Here is a 24,835-nt window from a genome sequence, read left to right as displayed (position 1 = left end):
ATGCTGACAGACAATAAAAATAAGATCGTGCTCAAGCCGCCAGCCTGGCAAGCGCCCATACCATCAAAGGCGAATCCGGATAGGTCAGCAACCCGCCAAGGCCGAGCGCGACGCCATAGGGGACACCTTTTGCCTCGTCGGCGAAATGGCGCAGAAACGGATTCTGGCCGGTAACGGCTGCAAGCAGCGACTTCCGGTAGAGGATGATCGCCAGCGTCAGCAGGCCGCCGATGATTGTCGAGGCGACAAGATACTCGACGAGATTGATATTGAGGCCCATCCACATCGCGGTGGCGGCCAGAAGCTTGGCGTCGCCGCCGCCCATGCCGCCCATTGCAAACAGGCCGAACGTCACGGCCAGGACCAGGGCGCCGGCGGCGAAATGTCCGCCATAGGCCGCCCAGTCCATGCCTGTCAGGGGTGCGACCAGCGCGAAAACGACGACGAGCAGCACCGGCACGCGGTTGGCGATCGTCATCGACAGCATGTCGGAGATCGCGGCAAACAGCATGCAGAACGGAAAAACGACGAAGATCAGGGCTTCAAGCATCGGCGCTATGCCTATTGTCCGATTTCACGCGACTCAATCTAAGTATGTTCGATTAACGATTGATGAGGCCAGGGACGAAAAGACGGCCTATGTTGGCAGCGGCATAGAAAAGGGCCGCCACGCGGCGGCCCTTTTCCAGAAACGTAATGCAAATGCTCGGCGGTAAACCGATCAGCTGCCGCCGGTCGGCGCGTTGTTCAGGGTGGTGCCGATGTTGGTGAACTTGGCATTCAGCGCATTGCCGAGCGTGCCGGCGCCAGTGATGATGGCGAGCGCGATGAGAGCGGCGATCAGACCATATTCGATAGCGGTCGCGCCGGATTCGTCTTTCACAAAACGTGCGATAAGATTAGACATTCGAGAGCTCCTACTCCACGTGTTACAGCACTTCCGTCAACTTCTGTGATGGTTGATCGGATGCTGCCAATCTAGGGAGAAGCTCTTTCGATCGGCTTAAGAAACAGCCTTACCGATTCCTTTCCCGGTTCGAACATATTGCGTGGTTAACTTCGGGCTAAGGTACCGCCGCGCCTTCCAGTCCCAGGCTTGACCCGACGGGACCGCGCCTCGCGGGCGCCCTTGCCGGCCATTGCACGATTGGCAACATCGCATGCTTAACCGTTGGTTCACCAATCTCGTTCATGTTCCGTTGATCAGTCCGCCTGCGTGGAGCGCCTCAATGGCCCAGCCGAGATCGTCAATCCTGATTGCCGCGCTTCTTGCCGTCTCGAGCTTCGTCGCGCCCGCCATGGCCGGCGCCGGCATCGAGGTCACGATGAACCAGGCCAAGATCGTCAAACTGTCGCGTCCCGCCGACACCATCGTGGTCGGCAACCCGGCAATCGCCGACGCTTCGGTGCAGGACGCTTCGACGATCGTGCTCACCGGCAAAGGCTTCGGGGTCACCAATCTGGTCGTGCTCGATACGGACGGCAGCCCCATTGTCGACGAGCAGGTTACCGTGGTGCGGCAAGCCGCCTCGTCCGTGCGCATCTATCGGCGCGCCGAAATCCAGACGATGTCGTGCACACCCTATTGCGAAAGCTCGTACAAGAGCGAAGCGGAGAAGTCTTCGGAAGCGGAGATGAGCGTCAGCCGATAGGTGGCGTTGCCGACTGCCGTTCCGGTTATTGTCTGGTTAAGAGGCCTGCGCCGACTTTAACGATCATCCATACCGGACCTCAATCGGTTTGCGTTAATGCTCCTTCCGAGACCGCATAGAGATCGGCAGGATCGGACATGAGCAAGGAATTCGGTCGCGCAGGCGACCACAAAGTGAGACGCCCAAGGTTTTTCGCCCGCTTCCTTCGTGACCGGCGCGGCGCCACGGCAATCGAATTCGCGATCCTTTCAGTCCCCTTCGCGCTGCTTGTCTTTGCCATTCTGGAAAGCTGCATCTCGTTTGCCGGCCAGGAGGTGATGGCCAACGTCACCGACGATGTCGCGCGCAAGCTGCGCACCGGCCAGTTGAGGGCGGCTGACGTTGCCGGAACCAATTTGCGGGACATGATCTGCACGAAACTGCAGATCATCGTCTCCCAGGATTGTCCCAATCAACTGCTGGTGGATCTTCGCCAATATACGTCGTTCGCCGATGCGGCCACGGCAGGCTTCAAGATCCAGAACGGCGATGTCGTACTGACGAAAGGCACCGCAACCCAATCGTTCTCAGTGACAGCGGGTGCGGCGGAGTCGAGGAACATGCTTCGGGTCTTCTACAAGTGGCCGATCATGACCGATCTGCTGGCGCAGTCGATGGGGGGCAACAAGACCCTGCATTTCGCATCGGTGACCTGGCAGAACGAGCCGTTCGACAACTGAGCGGAATGCACGAGCAGTATAAGAAAAGGGCAATGAGCATGATGCGTGCGGGGGCACATCTTATGATTACGGGAGTTTGGCGCAAAGCAAGTCGATTCTGGTCCGATCGCCGCGGCATCGCGGCGGTCGAATTCGCTTTGATCATGCCAATTCTGCTGATCATGTATTTCCTGACAATGGAAGCGTCGCAAGCCATCGAGACCAGCAAGAAGGTCAGTCGTATCGGCAGCATGGTGGCCGATCTCGTCACCCAGCAGACAAGCGTCCTCAAAGCGGATGTCGACGCCATCATGCAGATCGGCAGCGTCACCCTTCAACCCTACAATCGCTCAAACCCGACCATCACCATCACGGCAATCCAGGTCTCAGCCGATGGGACACAGGCACTGGTGGTGTGGTCACGCAAATTGGCAGCCGGCGTCGCCAGCCGTGGCGCCGCCGCCACCACCGAGACAACGGTCCCGGCGTCGCTCAAGGTCGCCAACACTTTTCTCATCCGCGTTGAAAGCAACCTCGGCTATACGCCGGTCATCGCGTGGAGCGCGAGCAGTCAACAGAAGCTTGGACTGACCTCGGCTTTCAGCAACATAACCATGGGCGAAACCTATTATCTGCGCCCCCGCAGAAGCGTGACGATCCCTTGCAGCGACTGTTGAATAGAGGCAGCCAGGCGTTGCGCAAGGCCGCTCCAGCTACTGCTGCTGTCCACGGTCCGAAACGAAGCGCACGATAGCAGCGGCCATCTCGTAGTCTTTTGGCGCCACGGTGGCGAAGCCGCCGGGATGTCTCGATTCCAGGAGATCGTAGATATCGGGCGTCGTCGACTTGAGGTTGGTGAGGAACACGGCAAGCCGGCGCTTGGCCTCGGGGTCGAGATCGCTGCGGACCGCGTGCGGGCCGTATCTCAGCAGACCCGACGTCCACACGACACGAAGCGCCGTCACTGAGAGCCCTGCCGCCTCCAACCTCGCCTGCGTGCCCGACGGTTCTCGCGGGCGGTCGGCAGCGGCCGTCACCCAGCCGAAGAGGCCATCGGCCCTGCCGTCGACCAGCATCGTCTCGGCCGTCGCGGCCGAATCGGCACGCACCAAAAACGGTGCATCTTCCGCGATCTTGCGGCCTTCCGCCGCCAACGCCGCCAATGGCAGGAGAGAACCGCCGACGCTGTCCGAAGGCGCCATGGCGATACGATGGCGGTCCATCGCCGCAAGGTCGGGCAGCTTGCCGTCCCGCGTCAGCAGAACGGAGCGGATGCCGATCGCGCCGTCTGAATCGACCGGAGCGACAAGCGGTTCGATACATAAGCAGCGCTGCGAGGCCGTTGCATAGGCGGTGGCCGAATAGATCGCATATTCGATGCGGGAATCGGCCTGCGCCTCGATCAGCGCGGCATAATTGCGGGCAACGACAAACTCGACCTTCATACCCAATGCTTTGGTGTAGGCGTCCGTCAACACAGCCAGCCCCGGAACGGCGTTGCCGGCACCTGGCTCGGCAACGATGCCTATGCGAAACGTGCCGATATCATCGCGCCAGTCGGCATGCGCCGGGTTGGACCAGAGGCCGACGAGCGCGCCCGGCCCCAGCAACAGAGCGGCATATGTCTTTAACGCAACCCTCATGACAGAACCGCCGTCTGTTTTCCCGGATCGATGCTCAGATCGTCATTCCCAAAACCGCTGCGCACTTTTGGGCGATATGCACTGATTATCACGCCTGCCCGTTGCCGTTTGGTTTCCGAATTGCCAATGAAGTTGCGGAACCCTATGTCTGGTCGGTCAAACTGGCAATAACTTGATGGCGCGCGCTTTCCTCTTCGTCCTGGATTCCTTCGGCATCGGCGGCGCGGCCGACGCCGACCGCTACGGTGACGCCGGCGCCAACACATTCGCGCACATCGCAGAGGCCTGTGCGGAGGGCCGTGCGGATCGCGAAGGGCTTCGCAGTGGACCGCTGTTTGTCCCTCACATGGCCTCGCTCGGGCTTGGCAAGGCTGCCGAAACCGCGGCGGGACTGGGGTTTGCCAACAGCGGGGCGGATATGCTCCCAACTGCCTTTCACGGCGCCGCACAGGAGGTTTCGAGCGGCAAGGATACGCCATCCGGCCATTGGGAAATCGCCGGCCTGCCGGTGCGCCTCGACTGGGGCTATTTCCCGGATACGGTTCCGGCCTTTCCGGCCGAACTGACCGAGGCGATCATCCGTGAAGGCAAGGTGCCGGGCATTCTCGGCAATTGCCATGCGCCGGGCACCGAGATCATCGAGCGCTTCGGTGAGGAGCACATCCGGACCGGCAAGCCGATCTGCTACACGTCGGTCGACTCGGTCCTGCAAATCGCCGCGCATGAAGTCCATTTCGGCCTCGACCGGCTTTATGAATTCTGCAAGGTGGTGCGCAGGCTGGTTGACCCGCTGAGGATTGGACGGGTGATCGCGCGGCCGTTCGTCGGCGAAACCACCGCCACTTTCGAGCGGACATACAACCGTCATGACTACGCCGTGCCCCCGCCGGAACCGACCCTGCTCGACCGGCTGACGGCGCGTGGCAGCCGTGTCATCGCCGTCGGCAAGATCGGCGACATCTTCGCCCATCGCGGAATTTCGCAAGTGCGCAAGGCGGCGGGCAACATGGCGATGTTCGACGAGGCGCTGGGTGCGATGGATGATGCCGGCGACGGTGACCTCGTCTTCGCCAATTTCGTCGACTTCGACACCGAATTCGGTCACCGCCGCGATGTCGCGGGCTATGCTGCCGCGCTCGAGGCCTTCGACCTGCGGCTGCCGGAGGCATTTGCGAGGCTGCGGCAAGGCGATCTTCTCATCCTGACGGCCGACCACGGCAACGACCCTACCTGGGGCGGGACCGATCACACGCGCGAGCGCATTCCGGTGATCGGCACTGGACCGGGTCTCAAGGGCGGCGACATCGGACTGAGAACGACATTCGCCGACATTGGCGAGACCCTGGCCGAGCATCTCGGGCTGGCGCCCGGACGCTACGGCACTTCTTTCTATACGGCGATCGGCGGTCATGCCTGAATTGCCGGAGGTCGAAACCGTCCGGCGCGGACTTCAGCCGGTTCTTGAAGGCGCCACCATCGCCCGCGTCGAGGCGCGCCGACCGGATCTGCGCTTTCCATTTCCCGAGAAATTCGCGCAGCGGCTGACCGGCAAGACGATCACGGCACTCGGCCGCCGGGCCAAGTATCTGACGATGGACCTGGAAGGCGGGCCCGTGCTGATCTGCCATCTCGGCATGTCGGGCTCATTCCGCGTCGAGACGGCCGATGGCAGCGACATGCCCGGCATCTTCCGGCACGACCGCTCGAAAAGCTCCAATCACGACCACGTCGTCTTCCATATCGAGTCTCCAACCGGTGCCCGGTCCCGCGTGATCTTCAATGATCCGCGCCGCTTCGGCTTCATGTTGTTTGCGGAGGGACTGCCGGACGTTCATCCGATGCTGGCTGGACTTGGCGTCGAGCCTACGGGCAACACATTGGACGGTGCGCTGCTCGCCTCATTGATGAAGGGGCGGCGATCACCGCTGAAGGCAGCGCTTCTCGACCAGAGGCTGATCGCCGGGCTCGGCAACATCTATGTGTCGGAGGCGTTGTGGCGTGCCGGCCTGTCGCCGCTGCGCGAGGCGGGCACGATCGCCAGGCCCGGAAAGAAAGCCCAGGCCCAAAGCGAACACCTCGCGCAAGCCATTCGTTCGGTGATATCGGATGCGATCGCAGCCGGCGGCTCCTCACTGCGGGACTATATGCAGACCGATGGGTCGCTGGGCTATTTCCAGCACGCCTTCGCCGTCTACGACCGCGAAGGCGAGGCATGCTCCAAGCCCGGCTGCGGCGGCCACATCGAACGGATCGTGCAGAGCGGCCGATCGACCTTTTATTGCCGGACATGTCAGCGGTGAGTTGGAGCAATTCCAGGAAAGTGTGAAACGGTTTTCCGTCGAGAATTGCGTCGAGACAAGGAGATGGGAGCGGTTCTGCGTTTCCGTGAAACGATGAACCGCTCCAGGCGAGCGTGAGCAAGGAGAAGCAGCCATGGCCTATGAGACGATCATCACCGAGACGCACGGCAAGGTTGGGCTGATCACGCTGAACAGGCCGCAGGCGCTCAACGCACTGAATTCGCAGATTCTGACCGAAGTGGTGGCAGCCGTGAACGGGTTCAGCGCCGATCCAGGTATCGGCGCCATGGTCATCACGGGTTCCGAAAAAGCTTTCGCCGCCGGCGCCGATATCAAGGAGATGCAGTCCATCTCCTACGCGGACGCCTACGCCCAAGACTTCTTCGTCGGCTGGGAGGAACTGACGCGGGCGCGAAAGCCAATTATCGCGGCGGTGGCGGGCTATGCACTCGGCGGCGGCTGCGAGCTGGCGATGATGTGCGATTTCATCATCGCCGCCGACACGGCCAAATTCGGCCAGCCCGAGATCACCCTCGGCGTCATTCCAGGGATGGGCGGGTCACAAAGGCTGACCCGCTTCGTCGGCAAGTCGAAAGCGATGGACATGTGCCTGACCGGGCGGATGATGGATGCCGCCGAGGCCGAGCGTTCTGGCCTGGTGTCGCGGGTCGTGCCTGCCGGCGAACTTGTCGAGGAGGCGCTGAAGGCCGCGGCCAAGATCGCCGCTTTATCGCGACCATCGGTGATGATGGCAAAGGAGGCTGTCAATCGCGCCTTCGAGACGACGCTTGCCGAGGGATTGCGGTTCGAGCGCCGGCTGTTTCACTCACTGTTTGCACTGGACGATCAGAAGGAAGGCATGGCGGCCTTTGCCGAGAAGCGGAAGCCGAATTTCACCAACCGCTGACGCCAATCCCTTGGCCGCGAAGAAGATGGCTGCTGGCCGCCAAAAAGAAGGCCGGGCAGCGTTGACGCGCCGGAAAAGCTGAACTATAAGCCGCACCAACCGAGGTGGCCCCGTGGCTGCCCGTTTGTTTTTTGCGCCCTGCGGCATCCCGCATGCGCCGACCAGATCAGAAGAGAGGCATCATGGCCAATACATCCTCGGCCAAAAAGGCAACGCGCAAGATCGTCCGCCGCGCAGCGATCAACAAGAACCGCCGCTCGCGCGTCCGCACCTATATCCGCCAGGTCGAAGAGGCGCTTGCCTCCGGTGACAAGGCTGCCGCACAGGCCGCCTTCAAGATCGCGGAGCCGGAATTGATGCGCGCCGCGACCAAGGGCGTGATTCACAAGAACACGGCGTCCCGCAAGGTGTCGCGACTGGCTCAGCGGGTCAAGGTACTTTCGGCCTGACATTACTTGCCTAGACTGACGTTCTTCGAACCCGGCCGTTTGTGCCGGGTTTTTTCGTTTGCCGGCAAGCACTTAAAAAGAATGTCCGGAAACGCCGTCTTAGGCGGATTTCACAATTGGGAATAGTTTGCCGGCATATGCATGCCTGCTGTTGATCGGCATGCTTGAAAAGGGACGGCCTAATGATTCTTAGCTGTCAGAAATAGCTGATATTTTTCAGTTACTTACTGAGGGTGATCCACAGCTTGTCCACACCGGACCGACCCGATCGGGGACAAGTCGCTGTCAAGCGAATTATTTCAGAATATTTCTCTCAGCGTCCGGTTTTTCATATTCGCCGGAAAAGGGTTTGAATCACAATGGCTTTGTTAAAATGTGCCGTCGCGGCACGCCACTCGAACCCGCCTCCAGTAACCAGATTCCTTAAAAATGCGTTAGACGTGGCCTTGCCCTATCCACAGCGATTTCGGTAGTGTCGGTCTATCGAAAGGGACGGGCTCTGGCTCTCAACCAAAGCCTGAATCGGCCAGCTTAAATTGGCGGGATTTGCAACGCGGATCAAGTCCGCGGACAGGTTTGGTTTGTCTTTTTCGATACGGTAGGGGACTGGCGTAACTAGACATGGCAGGTAGACGGCGCGCCGGCGCTCCTTTCGCCGGACGGTGTTGTATTGCCCTGACATACCCAACGCGGACTGGCTTCCATGGGCCGGCACCGGTTCCCACGGATAATGGGCGACGTTCATCTGCCGGCGGCGGCAGCGGACATCGTAGCAAAGACTTAGGTCGCCGGAACCGGATGCAGGAGGCGCATCCCCGGTGGAAACAGGTACGGAAGGACAAGGAAAAGATCATGCAGAGCGGCATCGAAAGGGAGCTTACGGGCGACCTCCCATTTCCTGGAACTTTGATCGGAGCAAACGACATGGCGGTGTCCAGCGACGCGGAACAGAAATTCGACCGGGTCAAAACCCAGTTGAAGGCGCGCCTGGGAACCGAAGTCTATTCGAGCTGGTTTGGCCGCATGAAGGTCGCCGAGGCTTCCAAGGGCATCGTCCGCATCTCGGTGCCTACTGCCTTCCTGCGCTCATGGATAAACGGCCACTATCTCGACCTCATCTCCGAGCTGTGGAAGCAGGAGGATCCCGATCTCCTCAAGATCGACATCGTCGTGCGCACGGCAACCCGTCAGGGACGCAGCCAGGCCGAGCCAGAGGTAACGCCAGCACGCAGCAAGGTGACACGGCAGACGCAGACGGCACTCGCTGCCGGCACAGTCAGCCCCAGCCGGGTGGAGCGCGCACCGGCTCCGCGTCCGGGCACACCGATCGAGAGCGAATTCCGCCACAACGTTCTGGGGTCACCGCTCGATCCGCGCTACACGTTCGGCTCCTTCATCGAGGGACCGTCGAACCGGGTGGCCTTCGCCGCCGCCAAGGCAGTGGCGGAATCGCAATCGAGCGCGGTGCGCTTCAATCCGCTTTTCCTTCACGCAACCGTCGGGCTCGGCAAGACACATTTGCTGCAGGCCATCGCCGCGGAATCGCTGAAGCAGAACCCCAAGTCGCGCGTCGTCTATCTCACGGCCGAGTATTTCATGTGGCGCTTTGCCACCGCGATCCGCGACAACAACGCGCTGACGCTCAAGGAACAGCTGCGCGACATCGACCTGCTCATCATCGACGACATGCAGTTCCTGCAGGGCAAGTCGATCCAGCACGAATTCTGCCACCTCATCAACATGCTGCTCGACAGCGCCAAACAGGTCGTCGTCGCCGCCGACCGGCCGCCATCGGAACTGGAATCGCTCGAACCGCGGGTTCGTTCGCGCCTCAATGGCGGTGTCGCGCTTGAAATGTCGGCGCCCGATTTCGCCATGCGCCTCGGCATGCTCAAATTGCGCCTTGCCACGGCCAGGGGCGACGACGCATCGCTCGACATTTCGGAGGAGATCCTCAATCACGTCGCCCGCACCGTGACCGGCAGCGGACGCGAGCTGGAAGGCGCCTTCAATCAGCTTTTGTTCCGTCAATCCTTCGAGCCGCAGATCACAATCGACCGGATCGACGAAATCCTCGGCCACATCTATCGCACCGGCGAGCCGAAGCGTGTCCGTATCGAAGACATCCAGCGCATCGTGGCGCGTCACTACAATGTGTCGAAGACCGAATTGCTGTCCAACCGGCGCACGCGCACCATCGTCAAGCCGCGGCAGGTCGCCATGTACCTGTCGAAGGTGATGACGCCGCGCTCGCTGCCTGAGATCGGACGGCGTTTCGGCGGCCGCGACCACACCACGGTGCTGCATGCCGTGCGCAAGATCGAGGACCTTTCCGGCAACGACAACACGCTGGCGCAGGAACTTGAGCTTCTGAGGCGGTTGATCAACGACCAGGCCTGATCCTCCGGGGATGGCAGAGCCGGAACAATACCGGAATTCAATGGCTTGCCAGTGCGGCGCTGGGCCTGGATCGGGCTCGTGGCGCCGCCTGGAAGCGATCTGGATTTCGGTTTTACGACACTGGCTCGCGGACTTCGGGCGCGTTATCCCCAGAAAGCCCGCGTAGCCGGCCTGAACCGGTGGCGCGGGCTTGCGTTTGCTGGTTTTTTCCTGTCAGTTTACGCAGATTCTGAGCCTGTTCAGACCTTTCGCGGGACGCCGCTCACTGGTGACCCGTCATTCATTCAAGCGAGCCTGTTTCGTCATGCGTGTTATCCTGGAACGGTCAAATCTCCTGAAGTCGCTCAACCACGTCCATCGTGTGGTCGAGCGGCGAAACACCATACCGATCCTGTCCAACGTGCTGCTCAGCGCCGAAGGCGCCAGCCTTGAAATGAAGGCGACCGATCTCGACCTCGAGGTGACCGAAGCGACGCCCGCCAAGGTGGAGCGCGGCGGGGCGACGACAGTCCCGGCACATCTGCTCTACGACATCGTGCGCAAGCTTGCCGATGGCGCCGAGGTGATGCTGAAGACGGACGAGGACGGCAACGCCATGACGGTGACGTCTGGCCGCTCGAGCTTCCGCCTTCAGTGTCTGCCGCAATCCGACTTCCCGGAGCTCTCGGCCGGATCCTTCTCGCATATCTTCCGTCTCGACTCGGTTGCCCTGAAAGGCCTGATCGAGAAGACCCAATTCGCCATCTCCACCGAGGAGACGCGCTATTACCTGAACGGCATCTACCTGCACACGCATGAGGTCGGCGGCAAGCTGAAGCTGCGCTCGGTGGCGACCGACGGCCACCGCCTGGCGCGCGCCGAGATCGACGCGCCAGCGGGTTCCGAAGGCATGCCGGGCATCATCATTCCGCGCAAGACGGTGAGCGAGCTGCAGAAGCTCGTCGACGATCCGGATGTCGCGGTCACCACCGAACTGTCGGACACCAAAATCCGCTTCACGATCGGCAGCGTGGTTTTGACCTCGAAGCTGATCGACGGCACCTTCCCCGACTATCAGCGGGTCATTCCGACCGGCAACGACAAGAAGCTGATCATCGACCGCCAGAGTTTTGCCGCCGCCGTCGATCGTGTCTCGACCATCTCTTCCGAACGCGGCCGCGCGGTGAAGCTGTCGATCAGCGAGGGTCAGGTGACGCTTGCGGTCAACAATCCCGATTCAGGCAGCGCCACCGAAGAGCTGTCCGCCGACTATTCATCCGATCCGATCGAGATCGGCTTCAACGCCAAGTACCTGCTCGACGTTGCCGCGCAGCTGACCGGCACGGAAGCCAAGTTCATGCTGGCCGACGCCGGTTCGCCGACGCTGATCCACGACATGGCCGACGAGACCGCACTCTATGTGCTGATGCCGATGCGGGTGTAGCGGCGCCGTGTCACCGCTTGGTCCTGTTGTGGACCGGCGGCAAGCGCGATATTTACGGCAACTCCTAGAGCAATTCCAGGAAAAGTGTGAAGCGGTTTTCCGTCCGGAATTGCGTCAAAACAAAGAGATAGAGCGGTTCTGCGTTTCCGTGAAACGATGGAGCGCTCTATAGGCGGATAGCGGTTGCCGGCACAGAACCATATAAGTAAGCTAACACTTACTAATTTCCGCAACTATGCGGCGCTGACGATCGATCTGGCGCAAGGTGCCGTGGTTTTTTCCGGCGACAACGGCGCCGGCAAGACCAATCTCCTCGAAGCGATCTCCTTTTTGACACCGGGGCGTGGCTTGCGCCGCGCCCCTTACGCGGATGTCGCACGCGAGGGCGGCGACGGCGGCTTTGCATTGCATGCCCGGCTCGACGGACCTGACGGCCAGGTCGAGATCGGAACAGGCATTTCCGGCGGCGACACCGCCGGCGAAGGCGGCAGGCGGGTGCGCATCAATGGAGCTCCGGCGCGTTCGGCCGAGGACATGCTGGAATGGCTGCGCGTGGTGTGGCTGACGCCGGCCATGGACGCGTTGTTCACCGGGCCTGCCGCGGATCGCCGGCGCTTTCTCGACCGGCTGGTGCTGGCGATCGATCCCGGCCACGGGCAACGTGCGATCGACTACGAGAAGGCGATGCGTGGCCGTAACCGCTTGCTTACTGAAGGCTCTCGAGACGACCGCTGGTTCGACGCAATCGAGACGCAGATGGCCGAAACCGGTGTGGCGATCGCCGCCGCGCGAGCCGAGATGGTGCGCCTTCTGACCGCCATGATCGACAGGCTGCCCGACACGGGGCCATTTCCGCAGGCCGATATCGGCCTTTCGGGAGACCTGGAAGCCGAAATTGCGACCGCGCCGGCAGTCGATGTCGAGGAGCGCTTCCGCCGGACCCTTGTCGAGGGTCGTGACCGCGATCGCGCTGCCGGGCGCACGCTCGAGGGTCCGCATCGTTCGGACCTGATGGTTCGGCACCGCCCCAAGGCGATGCCGGCCGAGCTTTGCTCGACAGGCGAGCAAAAGGCGCTGCTGGTCGGCATCGTGCTGTCCCATGCAAGGCTGACCGGCGAAATGTCGGGCATGACGCCGATCCTGCTGCTCGACGAGATCGCCGCGCATCTCGACAGCCGGCGCCGCACGGCGCTGTTTTCCATCCTGGAGGAACTGAACTGCCAGGCGTTCATGACAGGAACCGATGCTGCGCTGTTTTCCAGTCTCCAGGGACGCGCGCAATTCCTGACTGTCGACCATGGGACGGTTGGGCCAACCGAAGACCCCTGACAAGGTTTTTCAGTCCCTGTATGATCAGGCAATGACCACTGCCGCCCTGACCGCAGACGAGATCGAACGCTATGCCCGCCACATCGTGCTGCCGGAGATCGGCGGAGCCGGACAGCAAAGGCTGAAACAGGCCCGGGTGCTGGTTATCGGCGCTGGCGGGCTGGGCGCGCCGGTGCTTGAGTATCTCGCCGCCGCCGGCGTCGGCACACTAGGCGTGATCGATGACGACACCGTTTCGCTGTCCAATCTGCAGCGTCAGGTCATTCACGGTACCGACACTGTCGGCCTGCTGAAAACCGATAGCGCCAAGGCGGCAATCGCTCGCATCAATCCCAACACAATTGTTGAAGCGCACGCAATCCGGCTGACCACAGACAACGCGCCCGCCCTCGTCGCCCGCTATGACATCGTCGTCGACGGCTCCGACAATTTCGAAACGCGCTATGCCGTGGCCGATGCCTGCGCGAGCGAAGGCAAGCCGCTGGTGCATGCCGCCGTCGGACGCTTCGATGGTTCGGTAACGGTGCTGAAGCCATTCGAAGACGGCAAGGACGGCAAGCCCAACCCAAGCTATCGCGATCTGTTTCCCGAGGCGCCACCGCCGGGCCTGGTGCCGTCCTGCGCCGAAGCCGGCGTGCTTGGCGCGCTGACCGGCGTCGTCGGCACGCTGCAGGCCATGGAGGCGATCAAGCTGATCACCGGCGTCGGCGAACCGCTGGTCGGCCGGCTGCTGCTCTATGATGGGCTGGCGGCGCGCTTCGACACCATCCGCTACAAGAGAAGCTGAATTCTTGGACCGGATCGAAGCTGTCTCCATCACGCGGATCCCCATCGATTTCGACCGCTGGGACGATGTGCTCGCATTGATCATGCGCGCTTTCGCCTCGATGGACGGCGTCATCGACCCGCCCTCCTCGGCCCACCTTTTGACCACCGACACTCTGCGGGACAAGGCGCGGTGGGAGACCGGCTTCGTCGCGCTCAAGGGCGATCGGATCGTCGGCTGCGTCTTTGCCCTTGAAAAGGTGACAGAGTTCTATGTCGGCAAGCTCGCGGTCGCGCCGGACTGCCAGGGACAAGGCATTGGCCGGCGGCTGATGCAGGCGGTCGAAGACCTTGCCCGCAGCCGCGGCGAGGCGGCAATCGAGCTTCAGACGCGGATCGAGCTGACCGGGAATCATGCGGCCTTTGCTCGCCTCGGCTTTCGCGAAACTGAACGGACGGCGCACGAGGGCTATGCCAGGCCGACCTCGATCACCATGCGCAAAGCTATCCCGTAAGGTTTATCTTACGGTTTGTGGGCCGCGACAGCGTCAGGTCCTGAGCGGCAGCACCCGATCCGGCGGGCGGTGGCCGTCGACGAAGGCGCGGATATTGATGATGACCTTCTCGCCCATGTCGATGCGGCCCTCGAGCGTCGCCGAGCCCATATGCGGCAAAAGCACGACCTTGTTCTTGGCGGCGAGCTTCAGCAGCTTGCTGTTCAAGGCCGGCTCATGCTCGTAGACATCGAGCCCGGCGCCGGCGATCTTGCCGTCCTGAATCAGCTTGACCAGCGCTTCCTCGTCGATGATGTCGCCACGTGCGGTGTTGACGACATAGGCAGTCGGCTGCAGCAGCGCCAGCCGCCGCGCTGAAAGCAGATGGAAGGTTGCCGGCGTCGAGGGACAGTTGACCGAGATGATATCCATGCGGGCCAGCATCTGGTCGAGGCTTTCCCAATAGGTCGCCTCCAACCCGTCTTCCACGGCCGGCAGCACGCGGTGGCGGTTGTGATAATGGATCGACAGTCCGAAGGCCTTGGCTCGCCTGGCGACGGCGGTGCCGATGCGGCCCATGCCGACAATGCCGAGCCGCTTGCCCCAGATGCGCCGGCCCAGCATCCAGGTCGGCGACCAGCCAGCCCATTTCTTGTCACCGGTGAGCACATTGGCACCTTCCGCCAGCCGCCGCGGCACCGCCAGCATCAGCGCCATGGTCATGTCGGCGGTGTCCTCGGTCAGGACATTCGGCGTGTTGGTGACGGTGATGCCCCTCTTGGCCGCGGCCGCGACATCGATCTTGTCGACGCCATTGCCAAAATTCGCGATCAGTTTGAGGTTGTCGCCGGCCTGGGCGATCAGTGCGGCGTCGATCTGGTCGGTTACCGTCGGCACCAGCACGTCGGCCTCCTTGACCGCCGCGACCAGTTCCGGCTGCGTCATCGGCCGGTCCTCGACATTCAGCCTTGCGTCGAACAACTCGCGCATGCGGGTCTCGACGGGGTCGGGCAGCTTTCGCGTGATGACGACGAGAGGCTTCTTTTTGCCTGCCATTGTTTCCCTCTCGAGTACTTGCCGCAATTCCGAACGCAAAACCGCTTCACACTTTTGCTGGAATTGCTTCTAACCCGATCTCGTTGAGACCTCTTTAACCAAGACCGGCGAAACTGAAGCCGGTCGCGGTGCCGATTACTCCCTGTAACAAGCGGTGCCGCCGAAGACAAAGAAAAAGGGGCGCCGAGGCCGATGGGCAAGCGCCGAAAGGAATGAAAGTGTCTGGTTTCGCGTCGCTTCGCCTGATTGTCAGCGCAGCATTTCTCGGCGCCCTGCTTTATTCTTCGCTTGCGGGCGCGCAGAGTGCCGCTGCACCTGCCCAGGGCGTCGTCACGCTTGGTCCGAGTGGCCTGCCGCTGCCGCGCTTCGTCAGCCTGAAATCCGGCCGCGTCAACTCGCGCGTCGGTCCCGGGGCCAACTACTCGGTCGACTGGATGTATATGAAGGCCGGCCTGCCGATGGAGATCATCCAGGAATTCGACACATGGCGCCGCGTGCGCGATGCCGATGGTTCGGAAGGCTGGATCAACCAGTCGCTGCTTTCCGGCCGACGCACGGCAATCGTCGCACCATGGCAGCGCGGCAAGGGCGCCCAGATCGACCTTCTCAACAGTCCCGACAAGGACGCAAGAGTGGTCGCGATGATTGAACCTGGCGTCATGGGTACGATCAAATCCTGCGACGGCCAGTGGTGCGAAATGACATTCGATGGCCACACAGGCTGGCTTGCCCAGTCGATCGTCTGGGGCGCCTATCCCGGCGAACGGGTCAAGGACTGATTCTTTGACCTCTTTGACCCTTTGACCGCGATCCCTCGCGGGTCGTGGTTTAGCGCCCGATACGGCCGAGATGCGTGTCCTGGAACCCGGTCGACAGCTTCAGGCCGTAGCCCAGTGCTCGGTCGATGGCGATGTGGGCGATCCATATCAGCGCAACCGCCATCGCGGCCGCATTGCCCCACATGTGCCCGCCGAGCAGCAGCAGCACGGGCACGATCAGGATGTGCAAGGCGTTGTAGGCAAGAGCACCGACGCGCGGTCCGGCCAGATAGCCCGACATCGACAGGTCAGGCGCCAGGATAAGCAATCCGAACAGCCACCAGGACATACCGGTTGAGCCGTAGAAAACAACGGCAGCAACCGCCATGATTGTCCATTCGAGCCGGATTACGAGATCGAGGGGTTTCATCCCTGACGGATCATTCCGGCCTGGCCGATGATTCTGGCCTGATCAATCATTCCGGCCTCGCCGGTCATTCGCGGCGTTTGGGGCGCAGCCTCACGACGATGTCGACATTGGCGATCTCCATCCCTTCCGGAGGCTCCGGCAGGTTGGCAACCGTCACCGGACCACTGTCGATGTCGAATATGCGGTTTTCGCCTTCGATGTAGAAATGGTGGTGATCGGAGGTGTTGGTGTCGAAATAGGTTTTCGCCCCCTCGACGGCGAGGATGCGCAAAAGCCCCGCCTGGGTAAACTGGTGAAGGGCATTGTAGACGGTGGCCAGCGACACCGGCACGCCGGCGGCAACCGCCTCCTCGTGCAGTTCCTCGGCCGACAGATGCCGGTCGCCCTTGGCGAAAAGCAGATCGGCCAGCGCAATGCGCTGACGCGTCGGCCTCAGGCCGGCTTCACGGACCCGCTTGTCCACAGCGACATTTTCCTTCCGGCCGTCCAGGTCCATCTTCTCGTCGAACCCCACAGTTCCGCCCCAAGACACGCCCAGAATGGCAAAAAAACGAACGTCTGCCGAAACCGGCCCTCTCAGGACATATATTCTGTCGCCCGAATGCGATCAATAGCGCGCATTGACCCAGGCAGACGAGCAGGCTAAGCGCAAACGCCGGTTTCCGGCCTGAAACAGATTGTGTTAGGAAACCAACGACAAGGGCACCCGATAGCCCGGAACGATATGGGGATGAGATTGATGGCGGGTAAATCCAGCTACGAGTATGACGAATTGCTGGCCTGCGCCCGCGGCGAACTGTTCGGACCGGGCAACGCCCAGCTTCCCTATCCGCCTATGCTGATGTTCGACCGCATCACGGAGATCAGCGAGACGGGCGGCGCCTTCGAGAAGGGTTTCATCCGCGCGGAGTTCGACATCAAGCCGGACCTGTGGTTCTTTGCCTGCCATTTCATCGGCAATCCGATCATGCCGGGGTGCCTCGGCCTCGACGCCATGTGGCAATTGACGGGCTTCTATCTTGGCTGGCTGGGCGAACCCGGCAAGGGGATGGCGCTGTCGACCGGTGAAGTGAAATTCAAGGGCATGGTCACGCCCTCAGTGAAGAAGGTCGAATATGGCATCGACTTCAAGCGCGTGATGCGGGGCCGGCTGGTGCTCGGCATCGCCGATGGCTGGCTGAAGGCGGATGGCGAACCCATATACGCGGCAACGGATTTGAAAGTCGGTCTGTCCAAGCAGTCGGCGGTTGGCTGACCGGCATCCCTGGCCAGTTCTCTGGTCAGCACCCCTGGAAGGAGTTGCGAATGAGACGTGTCGTAGTCACAGGCATCGGCATCGTGTCGTCGATCGGCAACAATGCCAACGAGGTGCAGAGCTCTCTGCATGACGCCAAATCCGGCATCAGCTTCTCGGATTCCTTCGCCGAACACGGCTTCCGTTGCCAGGTCTGGGGAGCGCCGACGCTCGATCCGTCGGCGATGATCGACCGCCGTGCGATGCGCTTCCTGAGCCAGGGGGCTGCCTGGAACCATGTCGCCATGGATCAGGCGATCGCGGATGCGGGCCTCGGCGAGAGCGACATCACCAATGAGCGCACCGGCATCGTCATGGGATCGGGCGGACCATCCACCCGCACCATCGTCGAAGCTGCCGAAACGACGCTGAAGAATGGCAGTCCCAAGCGCATCGGTCCGTTCGCGGTGCCGAAGGCAATGTCATCAACCGCATCGGCGACGCTTGCCACCTGGTTCAAGATCCACGGCGTCAACTACTCGATCTCGTCGGCCTGTTCGACCTCGGCGCACTGCATCGGCAATGGCTACGAATTGATCCAGTGGGGCAAGCAGGACATCATCTTTGCCGGCGGCCACGAGGATCTCGACTGGACGATGTCGGACCTGTTCGACGCCATGGGCGCGATGTCGTCGAAATTCAACGACAAGGCATCGACCGCTTCCCGCGCCTATGACGCCAATCGCGACGGCTTCGTCATCGCCGGCGGCGCCGGGGTGCTGGTGCTGGAAGAGCTTGAGCATGCCAAGGCGCGCGGCGCCAAGATCTATGCCGAGATCGTCGGCTATGGCGCGACGTCGGATGGCTACGACATGGTTGCTCCTTCAGGCGAGGGCGCGGTCCGCTGCATGCGCCAGGCGCTGGCCACGGTTTCCACACCGGTCGACTACATCAACACCCATGGCACCTCGACGCCGGTGGGAGATTCCAAGGAAATGGGAGCGATCCGCGAGGTGTTCGGCCCAGAGATGCCGTATATCACCTCGACGAAGTCGCTGACCGGCCATTCGCTGGGCGCGGCCGGCGTGCAGGAATCCATCTATTCGATCCTGATGATGCAGGGCGGCTTCATCGGCGAAAGCGCCCATATCGAGACCCTCGACCCCGAATTCGAGGGTATGCCGATCGTGCGAAAGCGCATCGACGACGCCAGGATCGATACTGTCTTGTCCAATTCGTTCGGCTTCGGCGGCACCAACGCCACGCTCGTTTTCCAGCGCTATTCTGCATAAGGATTTGCCGGCCATGGACGGATTGATGAAGGGCAAGCGCGGGCTTGTCATGGGTGTCGCCAACGATCATTCGATCGCTTGGGGAATTGCCCGGAAATTGTCCGAACATGGGGCGGAACTCGCCTTCACCTATCAGGGCGATGCCTTCGGACGCCGGGTCAAGCCGCTGGCCGACAAGCTCGGCGCCTCGCTGGTGGTGCCGTGCGACGTCGAGGACAGCGCTTCGGTCGCCGCCACATTCGAGACCCTGGGCAAGGAATGGGGCGGGCTGGATTTCATCGTCCACGCCATCGGCTTTTCCGACAAGAACGAGTTGAAAGGCCTCTACGCCGACACCAGCCGGGACAATTTCGTCCGTACCATGGTGATCTCTTGCTACTCCTTCACCGAGGTCGCCCGCCATGCAGCCACCTTGATGCAGGACGGCGGATCGATGATCACGCTGACCTATGCGGGCTCCGTCCGCGTCATGCCGAACTACAATGTCATGGGCGTCGCCAAGGCAGGGCTGGAGGCGAGTGTCCGCTACCTCGCCAACGATTACGGTCCGCGCGGCATCAGGGTGAACGGCATATCGGCTGGACCCGTGCGCACGCTCGCCGGCGCCGGTATTTCCGATGCGCGCCATATGTTCTCCTACCAGCAGCGAAACTCGCCGCTGCGCCGCACGGTGACCATCGACGAGGTCGGCGGCTCGGCACTTTATCTGTTGTCGGATCTGTCTTCCGGGGTTACCGGCGAGATCCACTATGTCGATTCCGGCTATCACATCGTTTCCATGCCGACACTCGACGAATTGAAGCAGACCGACGGCGGACGAGACTAACGCCTGTCGCCCAAAGGTGCGCGGCGGTTTTGGAATGGCGACATTGAAGACACGAAGCTTAAAGCGCGCCAACTGAATCCGTTTCAGCGCTAGGCGTATTGATCTGCTCAAGAAATACTTTCGGTCCAGTAAAATTGGATTCATTCGCGGAAACTCATTTTAAGGAGATATCCGCTAGAAAGCCCCGTACTCAGGGGAACTTTCAATGCTCGCCGTCAGCAACCCGAAGCGAACACCGGTGTTCCGACTGCTCACCATAGCGAGTTCGGGTCTCGGCAGTTTCGTCCTCGGGCTCTGGGGCCTGAAGCTCGGCCTCGGCGATGGTTTTGCCGGCATCTCCGCGGACATGATGGTCTCGGTGATGGCCGCTCTTTGCGCACTGGCGGCGTCGGTCGCCGCGATGTCCTTCTTCGCCGGCGTCGATGAATCGGCGGATTTCGTCTTCACGGAAACCCATTTCGACAAGCTGACCGGTCTGGTGGCACGCCCGGCGATGGTCGGCAAGATTGCCGAGGCGGCATGCGCGACCAGCCGGACCGGCGAGCCGATGTTCCTCATCGATATCGACATCGACCGGTTCAAACAGATCAACGACGCGATCGGCTACAGCCAGGGCGACGAGCTGATCCGCGCCTTCACCAAGCGCTTGAAGACGTGCGTGCCGCCGCGCGCGCTGATCGGACGCATCGGCGCCGGTGAATTCGCGATCCTGCTGCCCGACAATCAGGTGTCCGGATCGCTGGAAAGCACCGTCGAGAGGCTCATCGACGAGATGATGGAGCCCTATGATCTCGGTACGCACCTGCAATCGGTCAGCCTGTCGGTCGGCATCGTGGCGATGCCAAAGGACGGCGTCGATCCGGTCCTCATCCTGCGCCGCTCCAATCTGGCGCTGCAGAACGCGCGCGCCAGCGGCGTCGGCAACTGGTCGGTCTTCCATGCCGAAATGGGCAGGGTCGCCGACCATCGCCAATGGATCGAATCCGAACTGCATATAGCCTTCGAGCGTGGTGACTTCGACCTTCATTACCAGCCGCAGCTCGATCTCCCGACCGGCCGCATCGTCGGGTATGAAGCGCTTATCCGCTGGCGGCATCCGGAACGCGGCATGATCCCGCCGATGGAGTTCATTCCGATCGCCGAGGAAACCGGCATGATCGGCCCGATCGGCGAATGGGTGCTGCGCAAAGCCTGCAGCGACGCACAGCATCTGCCCGATGACTGCTTCGTCGCCGTCAACATCTCGCCCGTCCAGTTCATGACCAAGGACTTCGTCGGCATCGTGCGCGACACTATGACGAGCACCGGCATCAAGCCGTCGCGGCTGGAGCTGGAAGTGACCGAGACGGCGATGATGCAGGACCGCGACCGCGCCGCCGCCATCCTGAAGGAGCTTGCGGATATGGGCATCTCGGTCGCCGTCGACGATTTCGGTACCGGCTATTCCAATTTGAGCTACTTGATCGATTTCTCATTCGGCAAGCTGAAGATCGACCGGTCCTTCGTCAGCCGCCTCGACACCGACTCCAGCTCCGGCGCGGTCGTCTCGACGATCGTCGGGCTTTCGCGCGCGCTCGGCGTCAGCATCATTGCCGAAGGCGTCGAGACCGAAAGCCAGGCGACGCTGCTCAGGGCAGCCGGCTGCGAGGTGGTGCAAGGCTACCTTTACGGCAGGCCCGCCCCCCTCAAGATCAGGGTCGGCGACGCGCATATCACCGATGAGGTCCGGCGCGTCGCCAATCTGCATTGAGTGCGACGCGATGTCTGTTTTCGTCTGAGCATGACCTTTTCCGAAAACCGGTATCCACTTTTCGGGATCATGCTTCAACGACGAGCGACAAGCACCTTGAACATGCCGTCGCGAGCGAGTTCGGCATGGCTCGAAAAAGCGGCCGCCAGGATCGGCTCATAGGGAAGCTGGCGGTTGGCGACCATGAACAGCCGCCCACCTGGTTTCAAGGCCTTGGCCGCCGCGCGGATCATGCCGGCGCCGATCTCCGGCTCGGCCGCCCGGCTGCGGTGAAAGGGCGGGTTCATGGCGATCGCGTCGTAACGCTTCTCGACCGGTTCCTTCAGCAGATCGATCCAGAAGAAATTCTTGGCGATCGACTGGCCGACCCCTGCCAGATTGAGTTTTGCGGCTTCGAGCGAGGCGAAATCGGCCTCATAGAGGTCGAGCGCTGAAATGCCCGGTGAGCGGGCGGCGATCTCGGCAGCCAGATACCCCCAGCCGGCGCAGAAATCGGCAACGCTGCCCCGCAGATCATCGGGCAGGTTCTCGCCCAGCAATTTGGAGCCGGTATCGACCCGGTCGAAGGAAAACATGCCGGGCGCGGTGCGGAACCGGTTTTCAACCAGCAGAGCGGGATTGGCGGCGCGCAGTTCTTCCGCGGCGGCGAGATCCGCGGGACGGCGTAACCAGAAGGCGATGCCGTGATATTTGGGCAAATGGCCTTCAAGCGGCACAAGCTCGTCAACGCGCTTGCGCAAGCTGGCAATGCCATCGTCCTTGCCGCCGGCAATGACGACCAGGCCGCCCGGCGCCACGCGCTCAAGCGCATCGGCGATGCGCACTTCGTTCAGGCCGCGATGCCGGCCGGCCAGCACAAGTGCCATATCGAAGCCGCCGCCTTCCGGTTGCGCGGTGACGCCGGAGGCCTGCAACGCACGAAAATCCGGCCGGAAGCCTTGCACGAGGTGAAGCGTCGCCTCGAAGCCTTCAGGCAGGCGAAATCCCGGCTCAGCGCCGAGAAACAGCACGCGCTCGCCCTTTACCGGCAAAGCAACAGCCTCGGCCTCAAAGGGATGGAAAAGCGTCTTCAACGGCTCGGCGGACATTGTTCGATCTCGACCTGTCTAGACGATCTGAAAGTGAACGGAGCTAAAATGAAAACGGGCGCGACATAAGCCGCGCCCGTTTCGATTCATGGTCTCAGACCAATCAGGCGGCGTTTTCTTCGCCTTCGGTCTTCTTGTCGCGGGCGAGTTCCTTGCCGGTGGCCTGATCGACGACTTTCATCGACAGGCGGACCTTGCCGCGCTCGTCGAAGCCCATCAGCTTGACCCAGACCTTGTCGCCTTCCTTGACCACGTCCGAGGTCTTGGCGACCCGGTCGTTGGCAAGCTGGGAGATGTGGACGAGGCCGTCACGCGGACCGAAGAAGTTGACGAAAGCGCCGAAGTCCGCGGTCTTGACGACCGTACCTTCGTAAATCTCGCCGACTTCCGGCTCGGCGACGATGGTGTGGATCCACTTCTTCGCCGCCTCGATCTCCTTGGCGTTGGACGAAGCGATCTTGACCGTGCCGTCGTCCTCGATGTTGATCTTGGCGCCGGTCTTTTCGACGATCTCGCGGATCACCTTGCCGCCCGAGCCGATCACGTCACGGATCTTGTCGGTCGGGATGTGCATCACTTCGATGCGCGGTGCGAACTCACCCAGTTCCGAACGCGCGCCGGTCAGAGCATGCGCCATCTCGCCAAGGATGTGCTGGCGGCCATCCTTGGCCTGGTCCAGCGCGATCTTCATGATCTCCTCGGTGATGCCTTCGATCTTGATATCCATCTGCAGCGAGGTGATGCCGCTGGCGGTGCCGGCGACCTTGAAGTCCATGTCGCCGAGGTGATCTTCGTCACCCAGGATGTCGGAGAGAACGGCGAAACGCTCGCCTTCCTTGATCAGGCCCATGGCGATACCGGCGACGGGCTTGGCCAGCGGCACGCCGGCATCCATCAGTGCCAGCGAGGTGCCGCACACAGTGGCCATCGACGACGAACCGTTGGACTCGGTGATCTCCGAGACGACGCGCAGCGTGTAGGGGAACTGGTCAGCGCTCGGCAGCATCGGGCGAATGGCGCGCCAGGCGAGCTTGCCATGGCCGATTTCACGGCGGCCCGGCGAACCCATGCGGCCGGTCTCACCGACGGAGTAGGGAGGGAAGTTGTAATGAAGGAGGAACTTCTCCTTGTACATGCCGGTCAGCGAATCGACATACTGCTCGTCCTCACCGGTGCCGAGCGTGGCAACGACCAGCGCCTGGGTCTCGCCGCGGGTGAACAGCGCCGAACCGTGGGTGCGCGGCAGAACGCCGACTTCGGAAACGATCTTGCGAACCGTGCTCAGGTCGCGGCCATCGATGCGCGAGCCGGTGTCGAGGATGTTCCAGCGAACCACCTTGGCCTGGAGTTCCTTGAACACGCTGCCGATCTGCTCGGAAGTGTATTTGGCGTCTTCACCTTCGGCCGGGGCAAACGCTGCCTTGACCTTCGCCTTGACGGCGTCGACGGCGGCGTAACGCTTCTGCTTGTCGACGTTCTTGTAGGCGTTGCTGAGTTCGTCGCCGACGATCTTCAGCATCTCGGCTTCAAGCGCGGAATAGTCCGGCGCGGTGAAGTCGCGCGGCTCCTTGGCGGCAACTTCGGCCAGCTTGATGATGGCGTCGATAACTGGCTGGAAGCCCTTGTGGCCGAACATGACGGCGCCGAGCATCAGCTCTTCGCCCAATTCCTTGGCTTCGGATTCAACCATCAGCACGGCGTCGGTGGTGCCGGCGACGATCAGATCGAGCTTGGATTCCTGCATCTCGTCGACATGCGGGTTGAGCACGTATTCGCCGTTGATGTAGCCGACGCGGGCGCCGCCGATCGGACCCATGAAGGGAACGCCGGAGAGCGTCAGGGCCGCCGAAGTGGCAACGATCGACAGGATGTCGGGATCGTTCTCAAGATCGTGCTGGACGACGGTGACGACGATCTGCGTATCGTTCTTGTAGCCGGAGGCGAAGAGCGGGCGGATCGGGCGGTCGATGAGGCGGGAAACCAGCGTTTCCTTCTCGCTCGGACGGCCTTCGCGCTTGAAATAGCCACCCGGGATCTTGCCGGCGGCGTAGGTCTTTTCCTGGTAGTTGACGGTCAGCGGAAAGAAATCGAGGCCGGGCTTCGGCTCCTTCATCGAAACGACGGTGGCGAGGACCTTGGTCTCGCCGTAGGTGGCGAGCACCGCGCCATCAGCCTGGCGCGCGATCTTGCCGGTTTCGAGGATGAGCGGACGGCCGCCCCATTCGATTTCCACTTTGTGGTGATTGAACATCTCTTGTCCTTAATATGAGGAAAGGGCCGCGCCGTTTCACGGTGCGCGGAGATGCCCTTTCCCTGGCTTCCTTTCTCGGGCAGCCACGGG

Annotated in this window: 25 protein-coding genes; 17 read left to right on the top strand and 8 right to left on the bottom strand. The window is 61.8% G+C overall.

Annotated features, from left to right (window positions below):
- Positions 1 to 31: 31 nt before the first annotated feature.
- A complete protein-coding gene (locus tag NKH52_RS01990; RefSeq protein WP_352554697.1) occupies positions 32 to 550 on the bottom strand; it encodes an A24 family peptidase in 519 nt (172 codons plus the stop codon).
- Positions 551 to 721: 171 nt separating this feature from the next.
- On the bottom strand, positions 722 to 907 hold the full coding sequence (locus NKH52_RS01985; RefSeq protein ID WP_352728903.1) for a Flp family type IVb pilin: 186 nt from the start codon (positions 905 to 907) through the stop codon (positions 722 to 724).
- Positions 908 to 1,229: 322 nt separating this feature from the next.
- On the opposite strand from NKH52_RS01985, the gene NKH52_RS01980 reads away from it, so the two are divergent.
- The 3 genes from NKH52_RS01980 (at position 1,230) to NKH52_RS01970 (ending at position 3,027) form a co-directional block, all read left to right on the top strand.
- Positions 1,230 to 1,652, top strand: a complete 423-nt coding sequence (locus tag NKH52_RS01980) for a pilus assembly protein N-terminal domain-containing protein (protein ID WP_013533687.1) — start codon at positions 1,230 to 1,232, stop codon at positions 1,650 to 1,652.
- Between the two features lie 137 nt (positions 1,653 to 1,789).
- A complete protein-coding gene (locus NKH52_RS01975; protein WP_127295250.1) occupies positions 1,790 to 2,371 on the top strand; it encodes a TadE/TadG family type IV pilus assembly protein in 582 nt (193 codons plus the stop codon).
- A 38-nt stretch (positions 2,372 to 2,409) separates the two neighbouring features.
- Positions 2,410 to 3,027, top strand: coding sequence for a TadE/TadG family type IV pilus assembly protein (locus NKH52_RS01970; protein WP_352729289.1), 618 nt, complete (start codon positions 2,410 to 2,412; stop codon positions 3,025 to 3,027).
- Between the two features lie 36 nt (positions 3,028 to 3,063).
- Here NKH52_RS01970 and NKH52_RS01965 read toward each other — a convergent pair whose 3' ends face one another.
- Positions 3,064 to 3,993: a phosphate/phosphite/phosphonate ABC transporter substrate-binding protein gene (locus NKH52_RS01965; protein ID WP_352728905.1), complete on the bottom strand. Its 930-nt coding sequence runs from the start codon at positions 3,991 to 3,993 to the stop codon at positions 3,064 to 3,066.
- Between the two features lie 175 nt (positions 3,994 to 4,168).
- Between NKH52_RS01965 and NKH52_RS01960 the strand changes: the two genes are divergently transcribed.
- The 9 genes from NKH52_RS01960 (at position 4,169) to NKH52_RS01920 (ending at position 14,081) form a co-directional block, all read left to right on the top strand.
- On the top strand, positions 4,169 to 5,410 hold the full coding sequence (locus NKH52_RS01960) for a phosphopentomutase (protein ID WP_352728907.1): 1,242 nt from the start codon (positions 4,169 to 4,171) through the stop codon (positions 5,408 to 5,410).
- On the top strand, positions 5,403 to 6,293 hold the full coding sequence (gene mutM / locus NKH52_RS01955) for a bifunctional DNA-formamidopyrimidine glycosylase/DNA-(apurinic or apyrimidinic site) lyase (RefSeq protein WP_352728909.1): 891 nt from the start codon (positions 5,403 to 5,405) through the stop codon (positions 6,291 to 6,293). Before NKH52_RS01960 ends, mutM begins: the two co-directional genes overlap by 8 nt.
- A gap of 133 nt (positions 6,294 to 6,426) precedes the next feature.
- Positions 6,427 to 7,200, top strand: coding sequence for an enoyl-CoA hydratase (locus NKH52_RS01950; RefSeq protein WP_352728911.1), 774 nt, complete (start codon positions 6,427 to 6,429; stop codon positions 7,198 to 7,200).
- Positions 7,201 to 7,382: 182 nt separating this feature from the next.
- Positions 7,383 to 7,649 carry a 30S ribosomal protein S20 gene (gene rpsT / locus NKH52_RS01945; protein ID WP_013533694.1) on the top strand — a complete coding sequence of 89 codons (267 nt, stop codon included), beginning with the start codon at positions 7,383 to 7,385 and terminating at the stop codon, positions 7,647 to 7,649.
- A gap of 924 nt (positions 7,650 to 8,573) precedes the next feature.
- Positions 8,574 to 10,049: a chromosomal replication initiator protein DnaA gene (gene dnaA / locus NKH52_RS01940; protein ID WP_245490396.1), complete on the top strand. Its 1,476-nt coding sequence runs from the start codon at positions 8,574 to 8,576 to the stop codon at positions 10,047 to 10,049.
- A 304-nt stretch (positions 10,050 to 10,353) separates the two neighbouring features.
- A complete protein-coding gene (gene dnaN / locus NKH52_RS01935; protein WP_023811387.1) occupies positions 10,354 to 11,472 on the top strand; it encodes a DNA polymerase III subunit beta in 1,119 nt (372 codons plus the stop codon).
- Between the two features lie 183 nt (positions 11,473 to 11,655).
- Positions 11,656 to 12,801 (top strand): DNA replication/repair protein RecF, encoded by a 1,146-nt coding sequence (recF, locus tag NKH52_RS01930; protein WP_352728914.1) that lies wholly within the window; start codon positions 11,656 to 11,658, stop codon positions 12,799 to 12,801.
- Between the two features lie 31 nt (positions 12,802 to 12,832).
- On the top strand, positions 12,833 to 13,588 hold the full coding sequence (locus NKH52_RS01925) for a molybdopterin-synthase adenylyltransferase MoeB (RefSeq protein ID WP_352728916.1): 756 nt from the start codon (positions 12,833 to 12,835) through the stop codon (positions 13,586 to 13,588).
- Positions 13,589 to 13,592: 4 nt separating this feature from the next.
- Positions 13,593 to 14,081, top strand: a complete 489-nt coding sequence (locus NKH52_RS01920) for a GNAT family N-acetyltransferase (protein WP_352728918.1) — start codon at positions 13,593 to 13,595, stop codon at positions 14,079 to 14,081.
- A gap of 33 nt (positions 14,082 to 14,114) precedes the next feature.
- Here the strand turns inward: NKH52_RS01920 and NKH52_RS01915 are convergent, their stop codons facing one another.
- Positions 14,115 to 15,116, bottom strand: coding sequence for a 2-hydroxyacid dehydrogenase (locus NKH52_RS01915; protein WP_023811391.1), 1,002 nt, complete (start codon positions 15,114 to 15,116; stop codon positions 14,115 to 14,117).
- Positions 15,117 to 15,334: 218 nt separating this feature from the next.
- Here NKH52_RS01915 and NKH52_RS01910 point away from each other — a divergent pair, with 218 nt between their 5' ends.
- Positions 15,335 to 15,895, top strand: coding sequence for an SH3 domain-containing protein (locus tag NKH52_RS01910; RefSeq protein WP_352728920.1), 561 nt, complete (start codon positions 15,335 to 15,337; stop codon positions 15,893 to 15,895).
- 49 nt (positions 15,896 to 15,944) lie between these two features.
- Here the strand turns inward: NKH52_RS01910 and NKH52_RS01905 are convergent, their stop codons facing one another.
- Both NKH52_RS01905 and irrA read right to left on the bottom strand, forming a co-directional pair.
- Complete coding sequence (locus NKH52_RS01905; RefSeq protein WP_352728922.1) at positions 15,945 to 16,304, bottom strand: DUF4260 domain-containing protein; 360 nt, start codon at positions 16,302 to 16,304, stop codon at positions 15,945 to 15,947.
- Between the two features lie 64 nt (positions 16,305 to 16,368).
- The gene (irrA, locus tag NKH52_RS01900) at positions 16,369 to 16,800 is read right to left on the bottom strand and encodes an iron response transcriptional regulator IrrA (RefSeq protein ID WP_024503471.1); all 432 of its coding nucleotides are present in this window, start codon (positions 16,798 to 16,800) and stop codon (positions 16,369 to 16,371) included.
- Between the two features lie 243 nt (positions 16,801 to 17,043).
- Between irrA and fabA the strand changes: the two genes are divergently transcribed.
- The 4 genes from fabA (at position 17,044) to NKH52_RS01880 (ending at position 21,406) form a co-directional block, all read left to right on the top strand.
- Positions 17,044 to 17,559: a 3-hydroxyacyl-[acyl-carrier-protein] dehydratase FabA gene (gene fabA / locus NKH52_RS01895; RefSeq protein WP_013527885.1), complete on the top strand. Its 516-nt coding sequence runs from the start codon at positions 17,044 to 17,046 to the stop codon at positions 17,557 to 17,559.
- Between the two features lie 50 nt (positions 17,560 to 17,609).
- On the top strand, positions 17,610 to 18,830 hold the full coding sequence (fabB, locus tag NKH52_RS01890) for a beta-ketoacyl-ACP synthase I (protein ID WP_352728924.1): 1,221 nt from the start codon (positions 17,610 to 17,612) through the stop codon (positions 18,828 to 18,830).
- 13 nt (positions 18,831 to 18,843) lie between these two features.
- Positions 18,844 to 19,656 (top strand): enoyl-ACP reductase FabI, encoded by an 813-nt coding sequence (gene fabI / locus NKH52_RS01885; protein ID WP_023811399.1) that lies wholly within the window; start codon positions 18,844 to 18,846, stop codon positions 19,654 to 19,656.
- 205 nt (positions 19,657 to 19,861) lie between these two features.
- Positions 19,862 to 21,406 carry a putative bifunctional diguanylate cyclase/phosphodiesterase gene (locus NKH52_RS01880; RefSeq protein WP_352728926.1) on the top strand — a complete coding sequence of 515 codons (1,545 nt, stop codon included), beginning with the start codon at positions 19,862 to 19,864 and terminating at the stop codon, positions 21,404 to 21,406.
- Positions 21,407 to 21,480: 74 nt separating this feature from the next.
- Here the strand turns inward: NKH52_RS01880 and NKH52_RS01875 are convergent, their stop codons facing one another.
- Together NKH52_RS01875 and pnp are read right to left on the bottom strand one after the other, a co-directional pair.
- Entirely contained in the window at positions 21,481 to 22,494 is a 1,014-nt protein-coding gene (locus NKH52_RS01875) for a class I SAM-dependent methyltransferase (protein ID WP_352728928.1), read from the bottom strand.
- 103 nt (positions 22,495 to 22,597) lie between these two features.
- Positions 22,598 to 24,745, bottom strand: a complete 2,148-nt coding sequence (pnp, locus tag NKH52_RS01870; RefSeq protein WP_023811402.1) for a polyribonucleotide nucleotidyltransferase — start codon at positions 24,743 to 24,745, stop codon at positions 22,598 to 22,600.
- Positions 24,746 to 24,835: the final 90 nt, after the last annotated feature.

It is taken from the genome of Mesorhizobium sp. M1066 (genome assembly GCF_040318635.1).
In the GTDB taxonomy this organism is placed as follows: Bacteria; Pseudomonadota; Alphaproteobacteria; order Rhizobiales; family Rhizobiaceae; genus Mesorhizobium.
Note: the sequence above shows the minus strand (reverse complement) of the source record. Positions and strands in the feature narration are given on the sequence as shown.